This is a genomic window from Endozoicomonas gorgoniicola (assembly GCF_025562715.2).
Lineage (GTDB): Bacteria > Pseudomonadota > Gammaproteobacteria > Pseudomonadales > Endozoicomonadaceae > Endozoicomonas_A > Endozoicomonas_A gorgoniicola.
Genome location: NZ_JAPFCC010000001.1, coordinates 6,053,046 through 6,068,058, shown reverse-complemented (window position 1 = coordinate 6,068,058; position 15,013 = coordinate 6,053,046). Strand labels below are relative to the sequence as shown.

14 protein-coding genes are annotated in these 15,013 nt (G+C 50.2%); 6 read left to right on the top strand and 8 right to left on the bottom strand.

From position 1 onward, the window contains the following. Positions 1-60 precede the first annotated feature (60 nt). The gene (ltrA, locus tag NX722_RS27275; RefSeq protein WP_262563619.1) at positions 61-1,326 is read right to left on the bottom strand and encodes a group II intron reverse transcriptase/maturase; all 1,266 of its coding nucleotides are present in this window, start codon (positions 1,324-1,326) and stop codon (positions 61-63) included. 581 nt (positions 1,327-1,907) lie between these two features. Between ltrA and NX722_RS27270 the strand changes: the two genes are divergently transcribed. Continuing rightward, complete coding sequence (locus NX722_RS27270; RefSeq protein WP_265442397.1) at positions 1,908-2,153, top strand: hypothetical protein; 246 nt, start codon at positions 1,908-1,910, stop codon at positions 2,151-2,153. Here NX722_RS27270 and secB read toward each other — a convergent pair. The 4 genes from secB to NX722_RS27250 all read right to left on the bottom strand — a co-directional run bounded on the left by secB (position 2,146) and on the right by NX722_RS27250 (position 4,076). Further along, positions 2,146-2,622, bottom strand: a complete 477-nt coding sequence (gene secB, locus NX722_RS27265; RefSeq protein ID WP_262565962.1) for a protein-export chaperone SecB — start codon at positions 2,620-2,622, stop codon at positions 2,146-2,148. The genes NX722_RS27270 and secB overlap by 8 nt on opposite strands. A gap of 120 nt (positions 2,623-2,742) precedes the next feature. After that, positions 2,743-2,994 (bottom strand): glutaredoxin 3, encoded by a 252-nt coding sequence (gene grxC, locus NX722_RS27260; RefSeq protein ID WP_262565961.1) that lies wholly within the window; start codon positions 2,992-2,994, stop codon positions 2,743-2,745. Positions 2,995-3,018: 24 nt separating this feature from the next. Beyond that, entirely contained in the window at positions 3,019-3,435 is a 417-nt protein-coding gene (locus NX722_RS27255) for a rhodanese-like domain-containing protein (protein ID WP_262565960.1), read from the bottom strand. A gap of 95 nt (positions 3,436-3,530) precedes the next feature. Then, positions 3,531-4,076, bottom strand: coding sequence for a hypothetical protein (locus NX722_RS27250; RefSeq protein WP_262565959.1), 546 nt, complete (start codon positions 4,074-4,076; stop codon positions 3,531-3,533). Positions 4,077-4,304: 228 nt separating this feature from the next. Between NX722_RS27250 and gpmM the strand changes: the two genes are divergently transcribed. Continuing rightward, the gene (gpmM, locus tag NX722_RS27245) at positions 4,305-5,834 is read left to right on the top strand and encodes a 2,3-bisphosphoglycerate-independent phosphoglycerate mutase (RefSeq protein ID WP_262565958.1); all 1,530 of its coding nucleotides are present in this window, start codon (positions 4,305-4,307) and stop codon (positions 5,832-5,834) included. A 91-nt stretch (positions 5,835-5,925) separates the two neighbouring features. Here the strand turns inward: gpmM and NX722_RS27240 are convergent, their stop codons facing one another. Continuing rightward, the gene (locus NX722_RS27240; protein WP_262565957.1) at positions 5,926-6,546 is read right to left on the bottom strand and encodes an FKBP-type peptidyl-prolyl cis-trans isomerase; all 621 of its coding nucleotides are present in this window, start codon (positions 6,544-6,546) and stop codon (positions 5,926-5,928) included. A gap of 181 nt (positions 6,547-6,727) precedes the next feature. On the opposite strand from NX722_RS27240, the gene NX722_RS27235 reads away from it, so the two are divergent. Beyond that, positions 6,728-8,017 (top strand): hypothetical protein, encoded by a 1,290-nt coding sequence (locus tag NX722_RS27235; protein ID WP_262565956.1) that lies wholly within the window; start codon positions 6,728-6,730, stop codon positions 8,015-8,017. Positions 8,018-8,071: 54 nt separating this feature from the next. On the opposite strand, the gene NX722_RS27230 is transcribed toward NX722_RS27235, so the two are convergent. After that, entirely contained in the window at positions 8,072-9,049 is a 978-nt protein-coding gene (locus NX722_RS27230) for a ribonuclease Z (protein WP_262565955.1), read from the bottom strand. Between the two features lie 157 nt (positions 9,050-9,206). On the opposite strand from NX722_RS27230, the gene fusA reads away from it, so the two are divergent. Next, positions 9,207-11,243 (top strand): elongation factor G, encoded by a 2,037-nt coding sequence (gene fusA / locus NX722_RS27225; RefSeq protein WP_262565954.1) that lies wholly within the window; start codon positions 9,207-9,209, stop codon positions 11,241-11,243. Between the two features lie 74 nt (positions 11,244-11,317). Here the strand turns inward: fusA and NX722_RS29035 are convergent, their stop codons facing one another. Continuing rightward, entirely contained in the window at positions 11,318-11,953 is a 636-nt protein-coding gene (locus NX722_RS29035; protein ID WP_407648085.1) for a putative adhesin, read from the bottom strand. A 307-nt stretch (positions 11,954-12,260) separates the two neighbouring features. On the opposite strand from NX722_RS29035, the gene NX722_RS27215 reads away from it, so the two are divergent. Together NX722_RS27215 and NX722_RS27210 are read left to right on the top strand one after the other, a co-directional pair. Beyond that, complete coding sequence (locus NX722_RS27215) at positions 12,261-13,424, top strand: murein hydrolase activator EnvC family protein (RefSeq protein WP_262565952.1); 1,164 nt, start codon at positions 12,261-12,263, stop codon at positions 13,422-13,424. A 148-nt stretch (positions 13,425-13,572) separates the two neighbouring features. Then, positions 13,573-15,012, top strand: coding sequence for a S41 family peptidase (locus tag NX722_RS27210; RefSeq protein WP_322740958.1), 1,440 nt, complete (start codon positions 13,573-13,575; stop codon positions 15,010-15,012). The last annotated feature ends 1 nt before the right edge of the window (position 15,013 follow it).

Here is a 15,013-nt window from a genome sequence, read left to right as displayed (position 1 = left end):
CGTCCTTCCCACAGAACCGTGCGTACGGACCTCGTACACGGCTCCTGCACTCTCTATCCCTTAACAATAAGGGGCAAGAACGCCCGTTTTAACGCCTTCCAAATTGAACAACTTTATCTCATTGAACCAGTTGTTCGGCATGGCTAAATGCGACAGGGGACTGCACGCATTTCTCCATGAACGCATTTTGATGTACTTAAATGGTGGCTTGTAACCCAGTTGCTTCAGCCGACGATGCAGCTTCGCTGGTTTCTTCCACTGTTTCAGTTGTAAACATCTCAGCCTGCGCCTCATCCATCCTGTCAGCCGTTTTAATTCACGACTACAGTTCGCTATCCTGAAGTAATTAGCAAATCCTCGTATCACAGGGTTCAGTTCTCGGATTACTCCTTCAAGGTTCGTTCCCCGATTCCTTTTCGTGATTCGCTTTACCTTTGCTTTCAGTGCGTTGAGCTTCTTTTCCTGTATGCGCGTATAGCTGCTCAGGATTTCAACTCCCAGAAATTTCACACCCTCGCCGCTATGGGCTATGTGTGTTTTATTCTGGTTGACCGTCAGTTTCAGGTCTTGCTCCAGTACTTTGGTCGCCACTTTCAGAGCGTTTTCTGCCGCTGCTTTGGAGCCACACAGAATCAGGATATCGTCCGCATAGCGGACAATCCTGTGCTTGCGTCGCATCATTTCCTGATCAAACGCATCAAGATAGACGTTTGAGATTAAGGGACTGATCACTCCGCCCTGTGGACTGCCTGTTTCCGTGGCTTCCAGTTGATAGCCAACCATCACCCCGCTTTTCAGGAACATTCTGATCAGGTTCAGGATGCTTCCATCTGCCACTTTGTGCCTGAACGCCTTGAGAATTAACTCGTGGTCGAGTCGGTCAAAGCATTTGGACAAGTCCATGTCCACCACCCAGCGTCTGTCGTACTTTCGTATGAACAGGGTCGCCTTGGTAATGGCTTGATGGCAGCTTCGATTCGGTCTGTACCCATAGCTGGACGGGTGGAAGTCCGGATCAAAGATCGGGGTCAGGATATTTAGAAGTGCTTGTTGGACGATTCGGTCTTTTACTGCGGGGATTCCCAGCAGACGCTTTCCACCGTCTTCTTTGTCGATTTCTACACGCTTTACCGGTAGCGGTTTGTAGCGCTTTTCCCGCAATTCAAGCAGTAACTGTTCAAGATTCCCACGCAGATTCGAGGCGTAGTCGCTCAGGCTCTGCCCATCTATTCCGGCCGCACCTTTCGCTTTCCATACCTTTTTGAATCCGTTGTAAAGCGCTTCCATCGTCAGCAAGCGCCCATACAGGCTATAATATACTCTCATCAGTTACTGTCTCACGACAGACAGATTGCGCCATCCTTCTACTGTGGCCGGATTCTTCATGGACATTCACAGGCGTTCTGGCTCAAGGCAATCTACCTGCTACCTGTCCTTTACTCCCGAGCGCGGCTCTTTCTTTTAGCAGGATTGTTCCCAACCTCACCAGCCAAAGATGTCCTGCCTCGTCAGGCAGCTTGTGCGCTCACAGTATCATTCCTGCGGTCTGACTGTTCTTTAAGAATGCTTCACCCCTTCGCAACATCTGCCGCTTTTGACGACACATGCCCTACAGTCACTCTGGCTGTAGTCATTCCGGTTTTGCCCTCCGAACGGTTACCCGCCTTCACAGGCCGGAATTTCATCACTACTACAGGATCATCTGCCACCTCACACCACTGTTACCCTTGAGTTTCCTCTTGCGATAACAGCCCCTGAGATTCAGAGATTGATGCCAGGCTTCCCCAGTTACTAAACGGTTCCCCGTCAGAAATGCCACCCTCAAGCACAGAGTTGGGACTGACTGAGTATCGGGCTTTGCGCTATTTCGCACGCTTGCCGCTCCCAACCTGCCGAATCAGGTTCGCTTGCGCTGTGTACCTCTGACTTCCTATGGCTTCCTTCAGACCCAACCGTTGGCCAGTTACGCCCTTGCCATTCAGATTGCCTTCCCCTCAGTCGGGGCGGCTCAGGCTTCTTTCAGCCTGACGGGTTTGCCCGCTTCGCTGGGCAAACAAAAAAAACGGCTACCCCGAAAGCCAGCCGTTCTTTTCGTATTCAACATCTGCACAGCAAGTCTGTGTCAACCTGCCGGGCTGAACAGAATCAGTTAACCGTAGTGGTTTCTTTCTGTTCAGCCTGCTCACGCGCCTGCAGGTACAGGGCGTCGAAGTTTACAGGTGCCAGCATCAGCGGAGGGAAGCTGCCACGCAAAACCATGTTGTCGATGGCTTCACGAGCGTAAGGGAACAGGATGTTCGGGCAGAACGCACCCAGAGTACGGTGCAGTTCTTCAGCAGCCAGACCTTTCACCAGGAATACGCCCGCCTGCTGAACTTCAGCCAGAAACGCGGTTTCACGGTTGTCTTCAGGACCGTTTTCAACAGTGATGGTCAGGGCCAGAACCACTTCGAACATATCTTCCTGCAGCTGACGGTTGCTGGTGTTCAGGTCCAGCTTAACTTCAGGCTGCCACTGAGCCTGAAACATCTCAGGAGATTTCGGGGATTCAAAGGACAGGTCCTTAACATAGATACGCTGCAGTGCAAACTGAGGCTGCTGCTCTTGCTGGTTCTCAGCCATTATAAATTCCTTACTACTATAAGTTGGAATGCCTGCGCAGCCTGGTTATAAGTGCTGGCAAACAGGTGTTAAAAATTGCTTACCCACCATCAGTGGGGACGACATAAAATAATTCAAGCCTCAGGCAAGCAAATCATTTAATTTATCAGCGGATTCCAGTGCAAACAGATCGTCGCAACCACCAACATGGGTGTCGCCGATCCAGATTTGAGGAACCGAGCTTTGCCCGGCTTTCTGAGTCATTTTCTGACGAACGTCAGGACGACCATCAACGCTGACAGCCTGATAGTTAACTCCCTTACTGTCCAGCAGGCTCATTGCTCTTTGGCAAAACGGGCAGGTTGCTGACATATAAATGGTGACAGGTTTCATGTCTTTATACCTCAAATAACTCTGTTATTTTTTGACTAGCGGCAAACCATCGGCAGTCCAGGTACTCAGACCACCACGCAGGCGCAGAACCTGTTGCAGGCCGGCTTCTTTGAACTGTTTGCCAACCATGCCAGCGTGCTGTCCCTGTGCATCAATAATAACAACCGGTTTATCTTTGTGCTTATTCAGTTCTGCCACACGCTCTTTAACCTTGGCGAACGGCATGCTGATGGAATCGACAATGTGACCTTTGTTGTAGTCGGCCTTTTCACGAACATCCACGACAATTGCACCCTGCTGGTTGACCAGCTGAGTCAGTTGCTGAGAGCTGATGTTTTGACCACCCTTGCGCATTTCAGTGAACACCAGCGCCGTGATCAGTGCCACCAGAGAACCCACCAGCAGTGGGTGATTGCCTATAAATTCGAGTAGCTGAGCCATGAATTAACCAGTCTTTCTGAATCGGAAAAGGCGGGATTATACAGTCAGAACACATGGTTTTGTAATAGGGGGAGTTATTGAGTGGCAAACATGAATCACATCCTGGTTGTTGAAGTAAAAAGAGTTTGCTCCAATTTCTTTTGCTCAGGGGACTTAAGAATAGGGCCATAACGGCTCTCGAGGCGGGCTACGTCGCTTCTATTATGATTTTCCAGCTCTTTGCCTGCTTCAGACTGAGCAGCCTTGAAAGCAGCATCAAACGGATTGTCATCCGATTCCGGAAAACTGTCCAGTGATGAAGACAATGGCCTGTCTTTTACAGCAGCGGATGATGGCATGTCAGACTCTTGTTTTCGCCCACTCTCAGTCTGAGCTGATTCTGGTGTTACCAGGGTCACAGGTATCAGAATATATGACTGCTCCCCTGTTTCAGCCGACGTCCGGGAAGCGCAGTAATCATGGTCAATCAGTGAGTCTGGTAAGTGCTTTCTCACAGAAGCACTCACGTCAGCAGCCTCTTTTCTGACATTCAACCCGAAAGCAACGGGTGACTTTTCCGCTTCAGAAGCTGGTTCTGGCAGATTTTCGCATGGATTGCTATGAACGGCAGTTGCTGAAGCCGTTGAAGATGTTGGTTCCACGTTTTTCTTCCTTTTGTTGAAATGTCCTTTAACTGTTTATAGAGACACTGAGTCAACAGGAAAGTTCATTCGCAGAAAAACAAAACAGGGGTTATCAGTGAACCCCATGAATAACAAGACTATTTCACGTCATATCATCACTATACTGTTTATAAATAAACGATGCTGAAACCCCCTACAAAAGCAGGTAAACTTCGACCATTTTTCAAAACTGCCAAGGTTTTCCCCATGACAGACAAGCGTAAAACCACAGCTCTGATCATTCTCGATGGCTATGGCCATCGTGAAACAACCGAATTCAATGCAATCCATGCCGCTAAAACGCCGGTTATGGATCAGCTGATGGCTGAATTCCCAAACAGCCTGATCTCCGGTTCCGGTATGGATGTTGGTCTGCCAGAAGGCCAGATGGGTAACTCGGAAGTCGGTCACATGAACCTGGGGGCCGGTCGGGTGGTTTACCAGGACTTCACCCGTATCACCAAGTCCATCATGGACGGTGACTTCTTCGAAAACGAAGCGTTTGTCAGCACCATCGACAAGGCAGTAGCGGCTGGCAAGGCGGTTCATATCATGGGCCTGATGTCTCCGGGCGGCGTACACAGCCACGAAGACCACATCAATGCCATGATTGAACTGGCTGAAAAACGTGGTGCTAAAGAAGTATACGTTCACGCTTTCCTGGATGGCCGTGACACACCGCCGCGCAGTGCTGAAAATTCCCTGGCAAAAACCGATGCCCTGCTGAAAGACAAAGGCATTGGTCGTGTCGCCTCCCTGATCGGCCGTTACTACGCCATGGACCGTGACAATCGCTGGGAACGTGTTCAGGAAGCTTATGACCTGATGACCCTGGGCAAAGCTGAATTCACCGCTAAAGATGCCGTTGAAGGACTGAAAGCGGCTTACGAACGTGATGAAAACGACGAATTTGTTAAAGCCACCGTTATCGGTGAAACCGCTGCCACTGTGAACGATGGCGATGCTTTGATGTTCATGAATTTCCGTGCAGACCGCGCCCGTGAAATCACCCGTGCGTTTGTTGAAAGCGGCTTCGAAGGTTTCCAGCGTGAGAAAGCGCCTGAAGTGGCGGGTTTCGTGATGCTGACCCAGTACGCTGCCGATATCGACACCATCTGTGCATACCCGCCGTTTTCTCTGCCTAACACTCTGGGCGAGTACATGGAAAAACTGGGCAAGACCCAGCTGCGTATCGCTGAAACTGAAAAGTACGCTCACGTGACCTTCTTCTTCTCTGGCGGTCGTGAAAACCCATACGAAGGCGAAACCCGTGTTCTGGTTGACTCTCCAAAGGTAGCTACCTACGACCTGCAGCCAGAAATGTCAGCGCCGGAAGTCACTGAAAAACTGGTGGCTGAAATCAAGAGCGGCAAGCACGACCTGATTATCTGCAACTTTGCCAACTGCGACATGGTCGGTCATACCGGCGTTTATGAAGCAGCTGTTAAAGCCGTTGAAGCGGTTGATGAGTCGGTTGGTAAAGTGATGGAAGCCCTGAAAGAAGTCGATGGTCAGTGCCTGATCACTGCTGACCACGGCAACGCTGAGCAAATGATTGACCCGGCAACCGGCGGCATCCACACCGCTCACACCTGTGAAGAAGTGCCTCTGATCTACTTCGGTTCCAAAGACATCAAGCTGAACAACGGTATTCTGTCTGACCTGGCACCCACACTGCTGGAGCTGATGGAAATCCCTCAGCCTGAAGAGATGACGGGCAAGTCACTGCTGGCTTAAGACGACAGATGACCTTTTTCCAAAACCTGTGATAAAAAAAGCCATTGCGTTTCACAACACAATGGCTTTTTTTACTCTAGCCACTTCCGGATCAGGAAACAGCCAGCAGCTCTACTTCAAAGACCAGAGTCGCGTATGGGCCAATAACACCACCAGCACCCTGAGCGCCGTAAGCCAGGTTGTAAGGAATAAACAGCTTCCACTTGGAACCTACGGTCATCAGCTGCAGAGCTTCAGTCCAGCCAGCAATCACACCATTAACCGGAAACTCGATTGGCTCTCCACGATCAACAGAGCTATCAAACACCGTACCGTCCAGCAGCATGCCGTGGTAGTGAGTTTTAACAGTAGACGTCTGGCCAGGCTTTTCAGCATTCGCATCGCCAGCAACCAGTACTTCGTACTGCAGGCCGGAGTCGGTTACGGTTACCTCATCACGCCTGGCGTTTTCAGCCAGAAACTTCTCACCTTCAGCAGACAGCTCTTTAGCTTGTTCAGCTTCTTTAGCCTGAATGCGCTTGTGCATTTCGTTGAACGCTTCCTGCAGGGCAGAAGGCTCAACAACGCTTGGCGCACCATTCAGGGAATCAGCCAGTCCAGCCAGAACGGCATCAATGGACAGGCCTTCAATTGGGTTACTGGACAGCTGGTCGCCCATCTGGCGACCAATACCGTAACTTACGCGAGCTTCAACGCTTGTGTATTCAGACATTAAATTTCCACTTCAAGGTGAGATTGTCACAAAAGCCGGAGATTGTAGCACGACTGTTACAGATAGTGTCTGGTAGATAGTGTCTGGTGATGAATACTGACCGGGTTATCAAAACTTTTCTGGCAGTTATGTACGAATGGGCTACTTTTTCCCATTGTCGCTCTAAAGCTGGGTTGAACCTATGACGTTCAAAAAAATAATACTTTCGTACATATTTGTGCTGCTGGTCAGCCCCCTGGCTGTGGCTGGCCAGAAATACGCCTATCTGCTTTACAGCGAAAACGCCAGTGCTTCTATGGTGCTGGTAAAAGTCATTGAAAATGACCGTCACGAGACACTCGCCTCTGTAGCCGTTGAGTTTTCTAAAGATAAAGCATTCAATGGCTATGCGGGTAACATTGCAGACACCAAAAAAGATCACCCTGAGCTGGAGTTTCCCGGAATGGCAGAAAAGCTGACCGGGAGAATGATGGCCGTACAATCCGGGTTAAAACAAGAAGCGGCATTAAAGGCGCCAGACTCAGAGTTTTCAATGGTGATGGCGGTAGCAGGCTATGAAACCATTCACGGCACTCACCCAGTCCGGTTTCCTCCTCAGAAAACCCGTGAACGTGAAGAAAAAGCGAAAATCAACATTATCAGCGTCTTTGCGGACAATGGGCTCACCATTACTAAAGAGTCTATTTATGGCTACGGTGACCGGGACTTTGTGCTGCAGCTTGCCAGCGAAATTGATCACAAACCACACCTGACCCTGTTCAAGGCCACTTACGATATTCTCTTGCTGACTAAACCTTTTTCTTTTGAACCTGTTAGCAAATGGGAGTCAGTCCATAAATACCCGTTCACCAATGATTCATACCAGAGAAAAAACAAAAACCTGCCATCAGGCAGCTCTTTTGGACTTGGCTTTATAGTGGGAGATCGTTTCTACTCCAAAAGAGCTGTTTCGAAAACGCCAGCTCCCTGCTTTGGTAATGAATGCAGTCGTAAAGAGCGAGAACGGGCAGAAGCTGCAGAATTCAGAAAAGATATGAAGGATTCATTCCCGAATATGACCGATGAAGAAATTATCGGTCGCTATCAGGGATTCAAACGGAATAATGAACTCGGGGACAATACTCTGAATTTGTATAAAAACAAGCAAGGAGCCAGCTGGTTACATGCTGTGGATAATATCCTGATCATTGATGGCGCAAAACAACTCGTCAGGGCTATAACCCACCAGTTACCTGTTTTGAAAAAACTGCTGCATGAATTCCAAAGTGATGATAAGGCTTCAGACATCATTGATATTCATGTGATTGGTTCTCACGAAGACATTTATGAGTCCGTTCCTGCTCTGAACGCTTTTGTGGCCAGTGAAGGCAAAATATACAACTTCCAGCTCAAGAGAGTGCCTGAAGACACCCTTAAACAGCGCACTGCTGATGCATTGGTTCACCTTATTGAAAGACCGGCTAAACCCTAATGAGTTAAACGGGGTGTTCTGACACCCATCCATATCTACACTCACCTGAAAGACTCAATGATCCTTTAGCTGCTCCAGCTTTCCATCCCGGTAAAGCTGCCAGCACCCCCAGTCTTCAGCCAGACTGACTGTTCCGTGAAAGTAATGCTTCGCTTCTTCCCGCAACAGTTCGACTCCATACTCTCCCGGCTTTGGTGAGCGCCTGTAGCGACCGCTGAAATGCGTAAGAATGACATGGTTAACCTGCGCCTCCTCTGCTACTTCTGCCACCCTCTTTGCCGTACTGTGCATATACTGCGGCCCGACTTTATAAAAAACGTCTTCCGTAAAGGTCGCTTCGTGAACCATTAACTGAGCCCCCTGCAATGCCTTATGAAGCAAGGCGGGTTGGTCATTATCGCCACCAATAACGGCGACTCTGGCAGGCGGAGGTGGCTGGCGAACCTGCTCAGGCTCAATAACCCGGCCATCTTCGAGAGTCACCGGCTGACCGCCCTGTAACTTACCCCATAGCGGCCCTCTGGGAACGCCCAGAGTATTGAGCCGATCCTGATCCAATGCGCACGGAGGACAGCATTCCGCAAAACGATACGCAAAGCTGGGTACCCGGTGGGACAGTTCGTGGGAAGTCACTGAAAAGTCGCTATCACGGTATTCAAAGCCTTCCACATCGGTTGCCCTGAATGTCAGCAAAAAGGGCAGCTCTGTGACAGCGGCACATTGCAGGGCATGCCGCACAAAACTCTCAACCCCGGCTGGTGCGCAGATGGTCAGCGGATCTTTGCGTCCCTGCATGCTCGCTGTTGTGATCAATCCGGGCAGGCCAAACATGTGATCGCCGTGAACATGGGTAATAAAGATCGTTTTTAAACCGGAGAGGGTATAACGACTGCGCATCAAACGGTGCTGCGTCCCTTCGCCGCAGTCCACCAGATACCATTCTCTCTGCTCATCCAGTGCCAGCGCCAGTGCCGTCACGTTTCGCTCCAGGGTGGGGACGCCAGCAGAAGTGCCTAAAAAGGTTAGTCTCATTGATCAGCCCCTCCCTTCACACAAATTCAACACACCAGATCAAAGCATAACACGTATAAATACTCAGTATTGATCAGGGACAAAGTAAACGACATCACACACACATATACTCGAAAGCAAGAACAACAATTCTTAATCGAGACCGGGAGGATACAAGATGGCCGCATTCAACGACCATATTCGTAACATAGCTCTGTTGGGTCACGCTGGCAGCGGGAAAACGGCACTTGCGGAAACCCTGCTGCATGCCTCCGGCGCCATCAATAAGAAAGGCAATGTCAGCAGGGGAAACACGGTATCGGACTTTACTGACCAGGAAAAAGCCGCCGGACACTCTCTCGAAACCAGCATTCTTCAGTTTGATCACTTTAACACCCACGTAAACCTTCTCGACACTCCCGGATATCCTGACTTCTTTGGCCGTGCCATGAGCATTCTGCCCGCAGTTGAATCGGTGGCACTGGTCATTAATGCCCGAAACGGTATAGAGCCGGTGACCCGCCGGGCATTTGAGCAGATGCATGAACATAAAAAATGTGGCCTGATTATCATCAACCAGTGTGACCTGCCTGAGATTGAGCTGGAATCCCTGTTGATGGATATCCAGGATCAGCTGGGCAGCCAGTGCCTGCCCATTAATCTGCCATCAGAAGACGGCAGCCGGATGCTTGACTGTTATTTTGCACCGGAATACGACACTCCGACGGCTTTCAGCTCTGTCACCGAAGCCCACGATCAGCTGATTGATCAGGTAGTAGAAGTAGACGAAGCGTTAATGGAACTGTATCTGGAACAGGAAGAAAGCCTGCAGCCAGATCAGCTGCATGATCCTTTTGAGCAGGCATTGCGCGAAGACCACCTGATTCCCGTATGCTTCACTTCAGCGGAAACCGGAGCAGGTATTGAACATCTGTTGCATACTCTGTGTGAGCTTATGCCAACGCCTTCGGAAGGCAACCCGCCTCTTTTCTTAAAAGGAGAAGGAGAAAACGCAACCCCTGTCTCAGTAGTTCCAGACCCGGAGCTACATACCATTGCCCATATTTTCAAGGTGTCCATGGACCCTTACATTGGACGGATGGGGGTGTTCCGTGTGCATCAGGGGACAATTCGCAGTGGTGACCAGATTTTCCTGGGCGACACCCGTAAACCGGTTCGCATCGCGCATTTGTTAAAGCTTCAGGGCAGTAAAACGACAGAAGTCAGTGAAGCCAGCCCCGGAGATATCTGTGCAGTCGCCAAGATCGACAGCCTGTATTTTAACGGAGTACTACACGATTCCCACGATGAAGACCATCACCATCTGCGTGACCTGCAATTCCCACCCTCCATGGCCAGTCTCGCCATCTCTCCGGCGCACCGGGGTGATGAGCAGAAGCTTTCAGAGGTTCTGCACCGTCTGATCGCCGAAGACCCCAGCCTGACCATTGAACATCGGGAACGGGAAAATGAAACCGTTCTGTTAGGGCTGGGAGAAACCCACCTGCAACTGTCCATCGAAAAGATGGCTAAGGTGTATGGTCTGGAAGTGGCAACTTCAGCACCCAGCATTCCGTACCGCGAAACCATTCTTGACAAGGCCGAAGGGCATCATCGGCACAAGAAGCAGAATGGCGGCTCCGGTCAGTTTGGTGAAGTCTTTCTGCGCATAGAACCCTTGCCCAGAGGCAGTGGTTTTGAGTTTGCCAGCGAAGTCGTGGGCGGCGTTATTCCATCCCAATACATACCCGCCGTAGAAAAAGGTGTTCGTGAAGTCATGCTGTCAGGAGCCATTGCCGGCTACCCCATGCAGGATATTCGTGTTGTGGTCTATGATGGCAAACACCACAGTGTCGACTCCAAAGAGATTGCTTTTGTGGCTGCAGGCAAGAAAGCCTTTCTGGATGCGATCCAGAAAGCCGACCCGGTGGTACTGGAACCCTTTGTTGAAATGGACATTACAGTTCCAAACCAGGCAATGGGCGATGTAACGGGACACCTTGCCAGTGAGCGGGGCATGGTAACAGGCACTGATGCAGGTCGGGATATGAAAGTCACCGTGCATGCCCAGGCACCACTAGCCAATGTTTCCGGTTACAGCAATACGCTGAAATCCATGACCGGCGGTGATGGTGAGTACAGTATGCAGTTCTCGCATTATGACTGCGTGCCGGTACCCATTCAGAAAGCGTTGGCGAAAGCCTGGCAGGCATAACCTGAAGACTCATGTAAACCCGTCACTATTCACATTGAACCGTGTTTAGTCGGCTGGTTTGCATGAGTTTTAGCCTAAACTACTACCCAGTCATCAAAAGCAGAGCCACTTTCCTCTGGCTGATGCAATTTAAAGGGTCGTTTTGGCCCTCCCCCCGACCGCACAAGAATACGATCAAATATACAGTGTATTTTTGAATAACAGCGGTATCCGGAATTATTCAGCAGATCTATCACTTCATGCAGCGTTAGAATTCGAAAATAACGACGGCTGGGCTCAAGGGTGAGAATATCGTATAAACGGAATGGGTGCCTGTCTGGTCTCGAAGGTTGCTGTTCCCGGCATTTTACAAACAGATCCTTGTAGGCCTTTTCCGTAGCCCACTCTATCTCGGAAAAATGCTCCAGCCGGTAATCAATCACTCTTTCTCCCGGAGTACGTACTTCCAGAGGCATGTACTCTCCTTTCATGAGTCTCAGGTTTGAACAATGCAGTATTGAACCGGGCGGAGCATAGAAAAAAAGTGACGCAAATGAAGGCTGAGTGAATAATGGTATTTCGTCCGGGGAACGATATGTTCCCTGTTCGTACCAGCCTCGACAACTAAGGAACAGGTTTGGTGTGTTGTGTGGGTGTCGTTTGTCAGTGTATATCTTGAGGGTGTTTTCGATCTCTTTTGTGATAACCGAGGGGGAAGTTGACCGTCTCATCATCAACCTTAACTATTCAAAAGTGCTTGAATGAAATAAGTCAGAAACCCCAGACCCGGCACCTGCTTACCTCTCTCCGCCACCTGGAGTCCTTTGACTCTGGCTCGGTCGAATATTATAGACTGTGATATAAACGTCATCTGCCGGTAAGCAAAAAAGCCAGCCCTGACCAGTTACAATTTTTTGAATTTTAAGACCTTCACTGACTGTTTAAACCGATTATATTGAGCGCCCGAACGTTGAATATTGTTTTACAGGTTTAATTAAAGGCATACTGAGGTACTAGATAAACTACCTGTGACGTTTGATGATGAAACCAACAGCAACGCCGCCCGTGCTTGCGCTGTCGCTGGCTGTACTGTTGTCCATGAGCAGCCCTGGCAGCTTTGCCAGTGCCGCAGAGGATGCAGCAACCAAAGCGACCACCGAAGTCCAGCTGGAAACCATTAACAGCGACATTGAACACCTGAAGGGTCTGCTCTCTAAACTCAACCGGGAGCGATCTTCAACAGAACGGCAGTTGCAACGATCAGAACAGGAGATGAATGAGTTGCGCCAGTCGATTCGTAGTCTGGAAAGCCAGCTGGAGGAAGGGAGTAAACAGGTAAAAAAGCTCCAGCGCCGTCAGCAGGAACTGACGGCGAGAAAAAATAAAGAAAAAAAACACATCGCCAGCAGTGTACACTCAGCCTACCTTGCCAGCCGGGATAACCGGCTTAAGCTGTTGCTTAATCAGGAAAATCCGGAAGATATTTCACGTCATTTGACGTATTTAAAACATCTGCAGCAGGCGCAGCTGGATGCGATTACTGCTTTCGAGAATACGCTCCGGGAAATTGATGACAACACCCAGGAGCAGCAACAGGTCAACGCCAGTCTTACCCGGCAAAGAAACAGCCTGCAAAAGCAACGCGATGACCTTAACAAGGTACAGGAACAGCGTCAGCGCCTGATCAGCCAGATACGTCAGCGTCAGGGCAACAGTAACCGGCGCCTGCAGGACCTTGACCGACAGCGAAACCAGCTGGAAACCATTCTGTCACAGCTGGCGGCCAAAGCCGCTTTACAGCGTCCGATCACCAGCAACCAGGGTGAACTGCAATGGCCGGTAGAGGGTGAAGTCCTGTATGGTTACCAACAAAAACGCCCGAACACCGGTATGAGCTGGGAAGGGGTATTAATTTCCGTTGACTCCGGCACCCGGGTTAACGCGGTACACGATGGCACCGTTATTTTCTCTAACTGGTTAAGAGGCTTTGGTCAACTGATCATTCTTGATCATGGTGATGACTACCTGACCCTGTACGCCCACAACCAATGGCTGCTGAAAGCCGAAGGTGAAACCGTTCTGGCTGGAGAGCCGCTGGCGCTGGCAGGACAGAGTGGCGGACTGGAAGAGCCGGGGCTCTACTTTGAAATACGCCACAAGGGTAAGCCGCAAAACCCTTCACGATGGCTGCAAACCCGTTAAGGCTGTTGAAGATGCACTACGGACAACCGATAGACTATAGAGTGAACACCCTGCTGATCGGGATGCAAGAGTACAGAGCGACAGCCTTGCCATGTATTCACGACAGCCTCCTATACTTGAACTCTCATAACGGTTTGCAGGAGCATCCATGACAACGACTTTTCGCTTTAACCGGCTGTTATTAGCCAGCATTCTGGCTTTATCAACCGGTTTCTCACCCATTGGCCTGACAGCACCTGTTGGTGAAAAAGAACAACCTGTTAAAGAAACCAGCCAGTCTACAGACAGTTCCTCTACAGAGAATGCCAAAGCAGCCAGTGAGAAAGGCCGTTTGCCACTGGAAGAACTGCGAACATTCACCGAAGTCATGCAACGCATCAAGACCGCCTATGTCGAGGAAGTAGATGATAAAACGCTGCTCGAAAACGCGATCAAGGGCATGCTGTCGGGTCTTGACCCTCACTCCGACTACCTGAAGCCCGACGACTTCAAAGAGCTGGAAATCAATACCTCAGGTCAGTTCGGCGGTCTGGGCATTGAAGTCGGTATGGAAGATGGCTTCATTAAAGTCATCTCCCCAATTGATGACACGCCCGCCCAGAAGGCAGGCATTCAGCCCGGCGACCTGATCATCAAGCTGGACGACACCAGTGTGAAGGGCATGACCCTGATGGATTCGGTCGACCGTATGCGCGGCAAACCCGGAGAACCGATCAAGCTGACCATTGTCCGTGAAGGCGAGCCTAAACCGCTGGAAATTACGGTTAAACGCGACATCATCAAGGTACAGAGTGTTCGCTCCAAAACTCTGGAAGACGGTTACGGCTATATTCGCCTGAGCCAGTTCCAGTCCGACTCAGACAAAGAACTGCTGGTTCATCTGGGCAAGCTGAAAAAAGCCCAGAAAGATGGAAAGCTGAAAGGCCTGGTTCTGGATCTGCGTAACAACCCTGGCGGGGTTCTGCAGGCCGCTGTTGGCGTAGTGGACAGCTTTATTAAAGAAGGGTTGATTGTCTACACGAAAGGCCGTATTCCTAACTCAGACCTGAAGTTTAATGCGTCCAGTACCGATCCATCCAACGGTGTTCCACTGGTGGTTCTGATTAACGGCGGTTCTGCCTCTGCCTCCGAGATTGTGGCGGGCGCGCTACAGGATCATCATCGTGCGGTATTGCTGGGTACACAGACATTCGGAAAAGGTTCAGTTCAAACCGTACTGCCACTGAGTGTTGATTCCGAGCGGGGCCTTAAGCTGACCACTGCATTGTATTACACCCCAAGCGGTCGCTCTATTCAGGCGGAAGGCATCAAGCCGGATATTGTTCTGCCCCGTGCTAAAGTCACCCCGGTTGAATCCGTTGAACAGTACAAGGAAGCTAACCTGCAGGGACACCTGAGCAATGGCAACGGCAAAAAAGCCAAAGCCACTGATAAAAAAGAAACCAAGCCAGAGAAGAGCCTGGCTGAAGAAGATTACCAGTTAAGTCAGGCCCTGAATGTTCTCAAAGGTATGCATATTGGTGCCTGGAAGAAAAAGGAAACAGCGAAGAAGGCCAGCAAACAGCCCCAGATGGCCGATGCTAAATAGT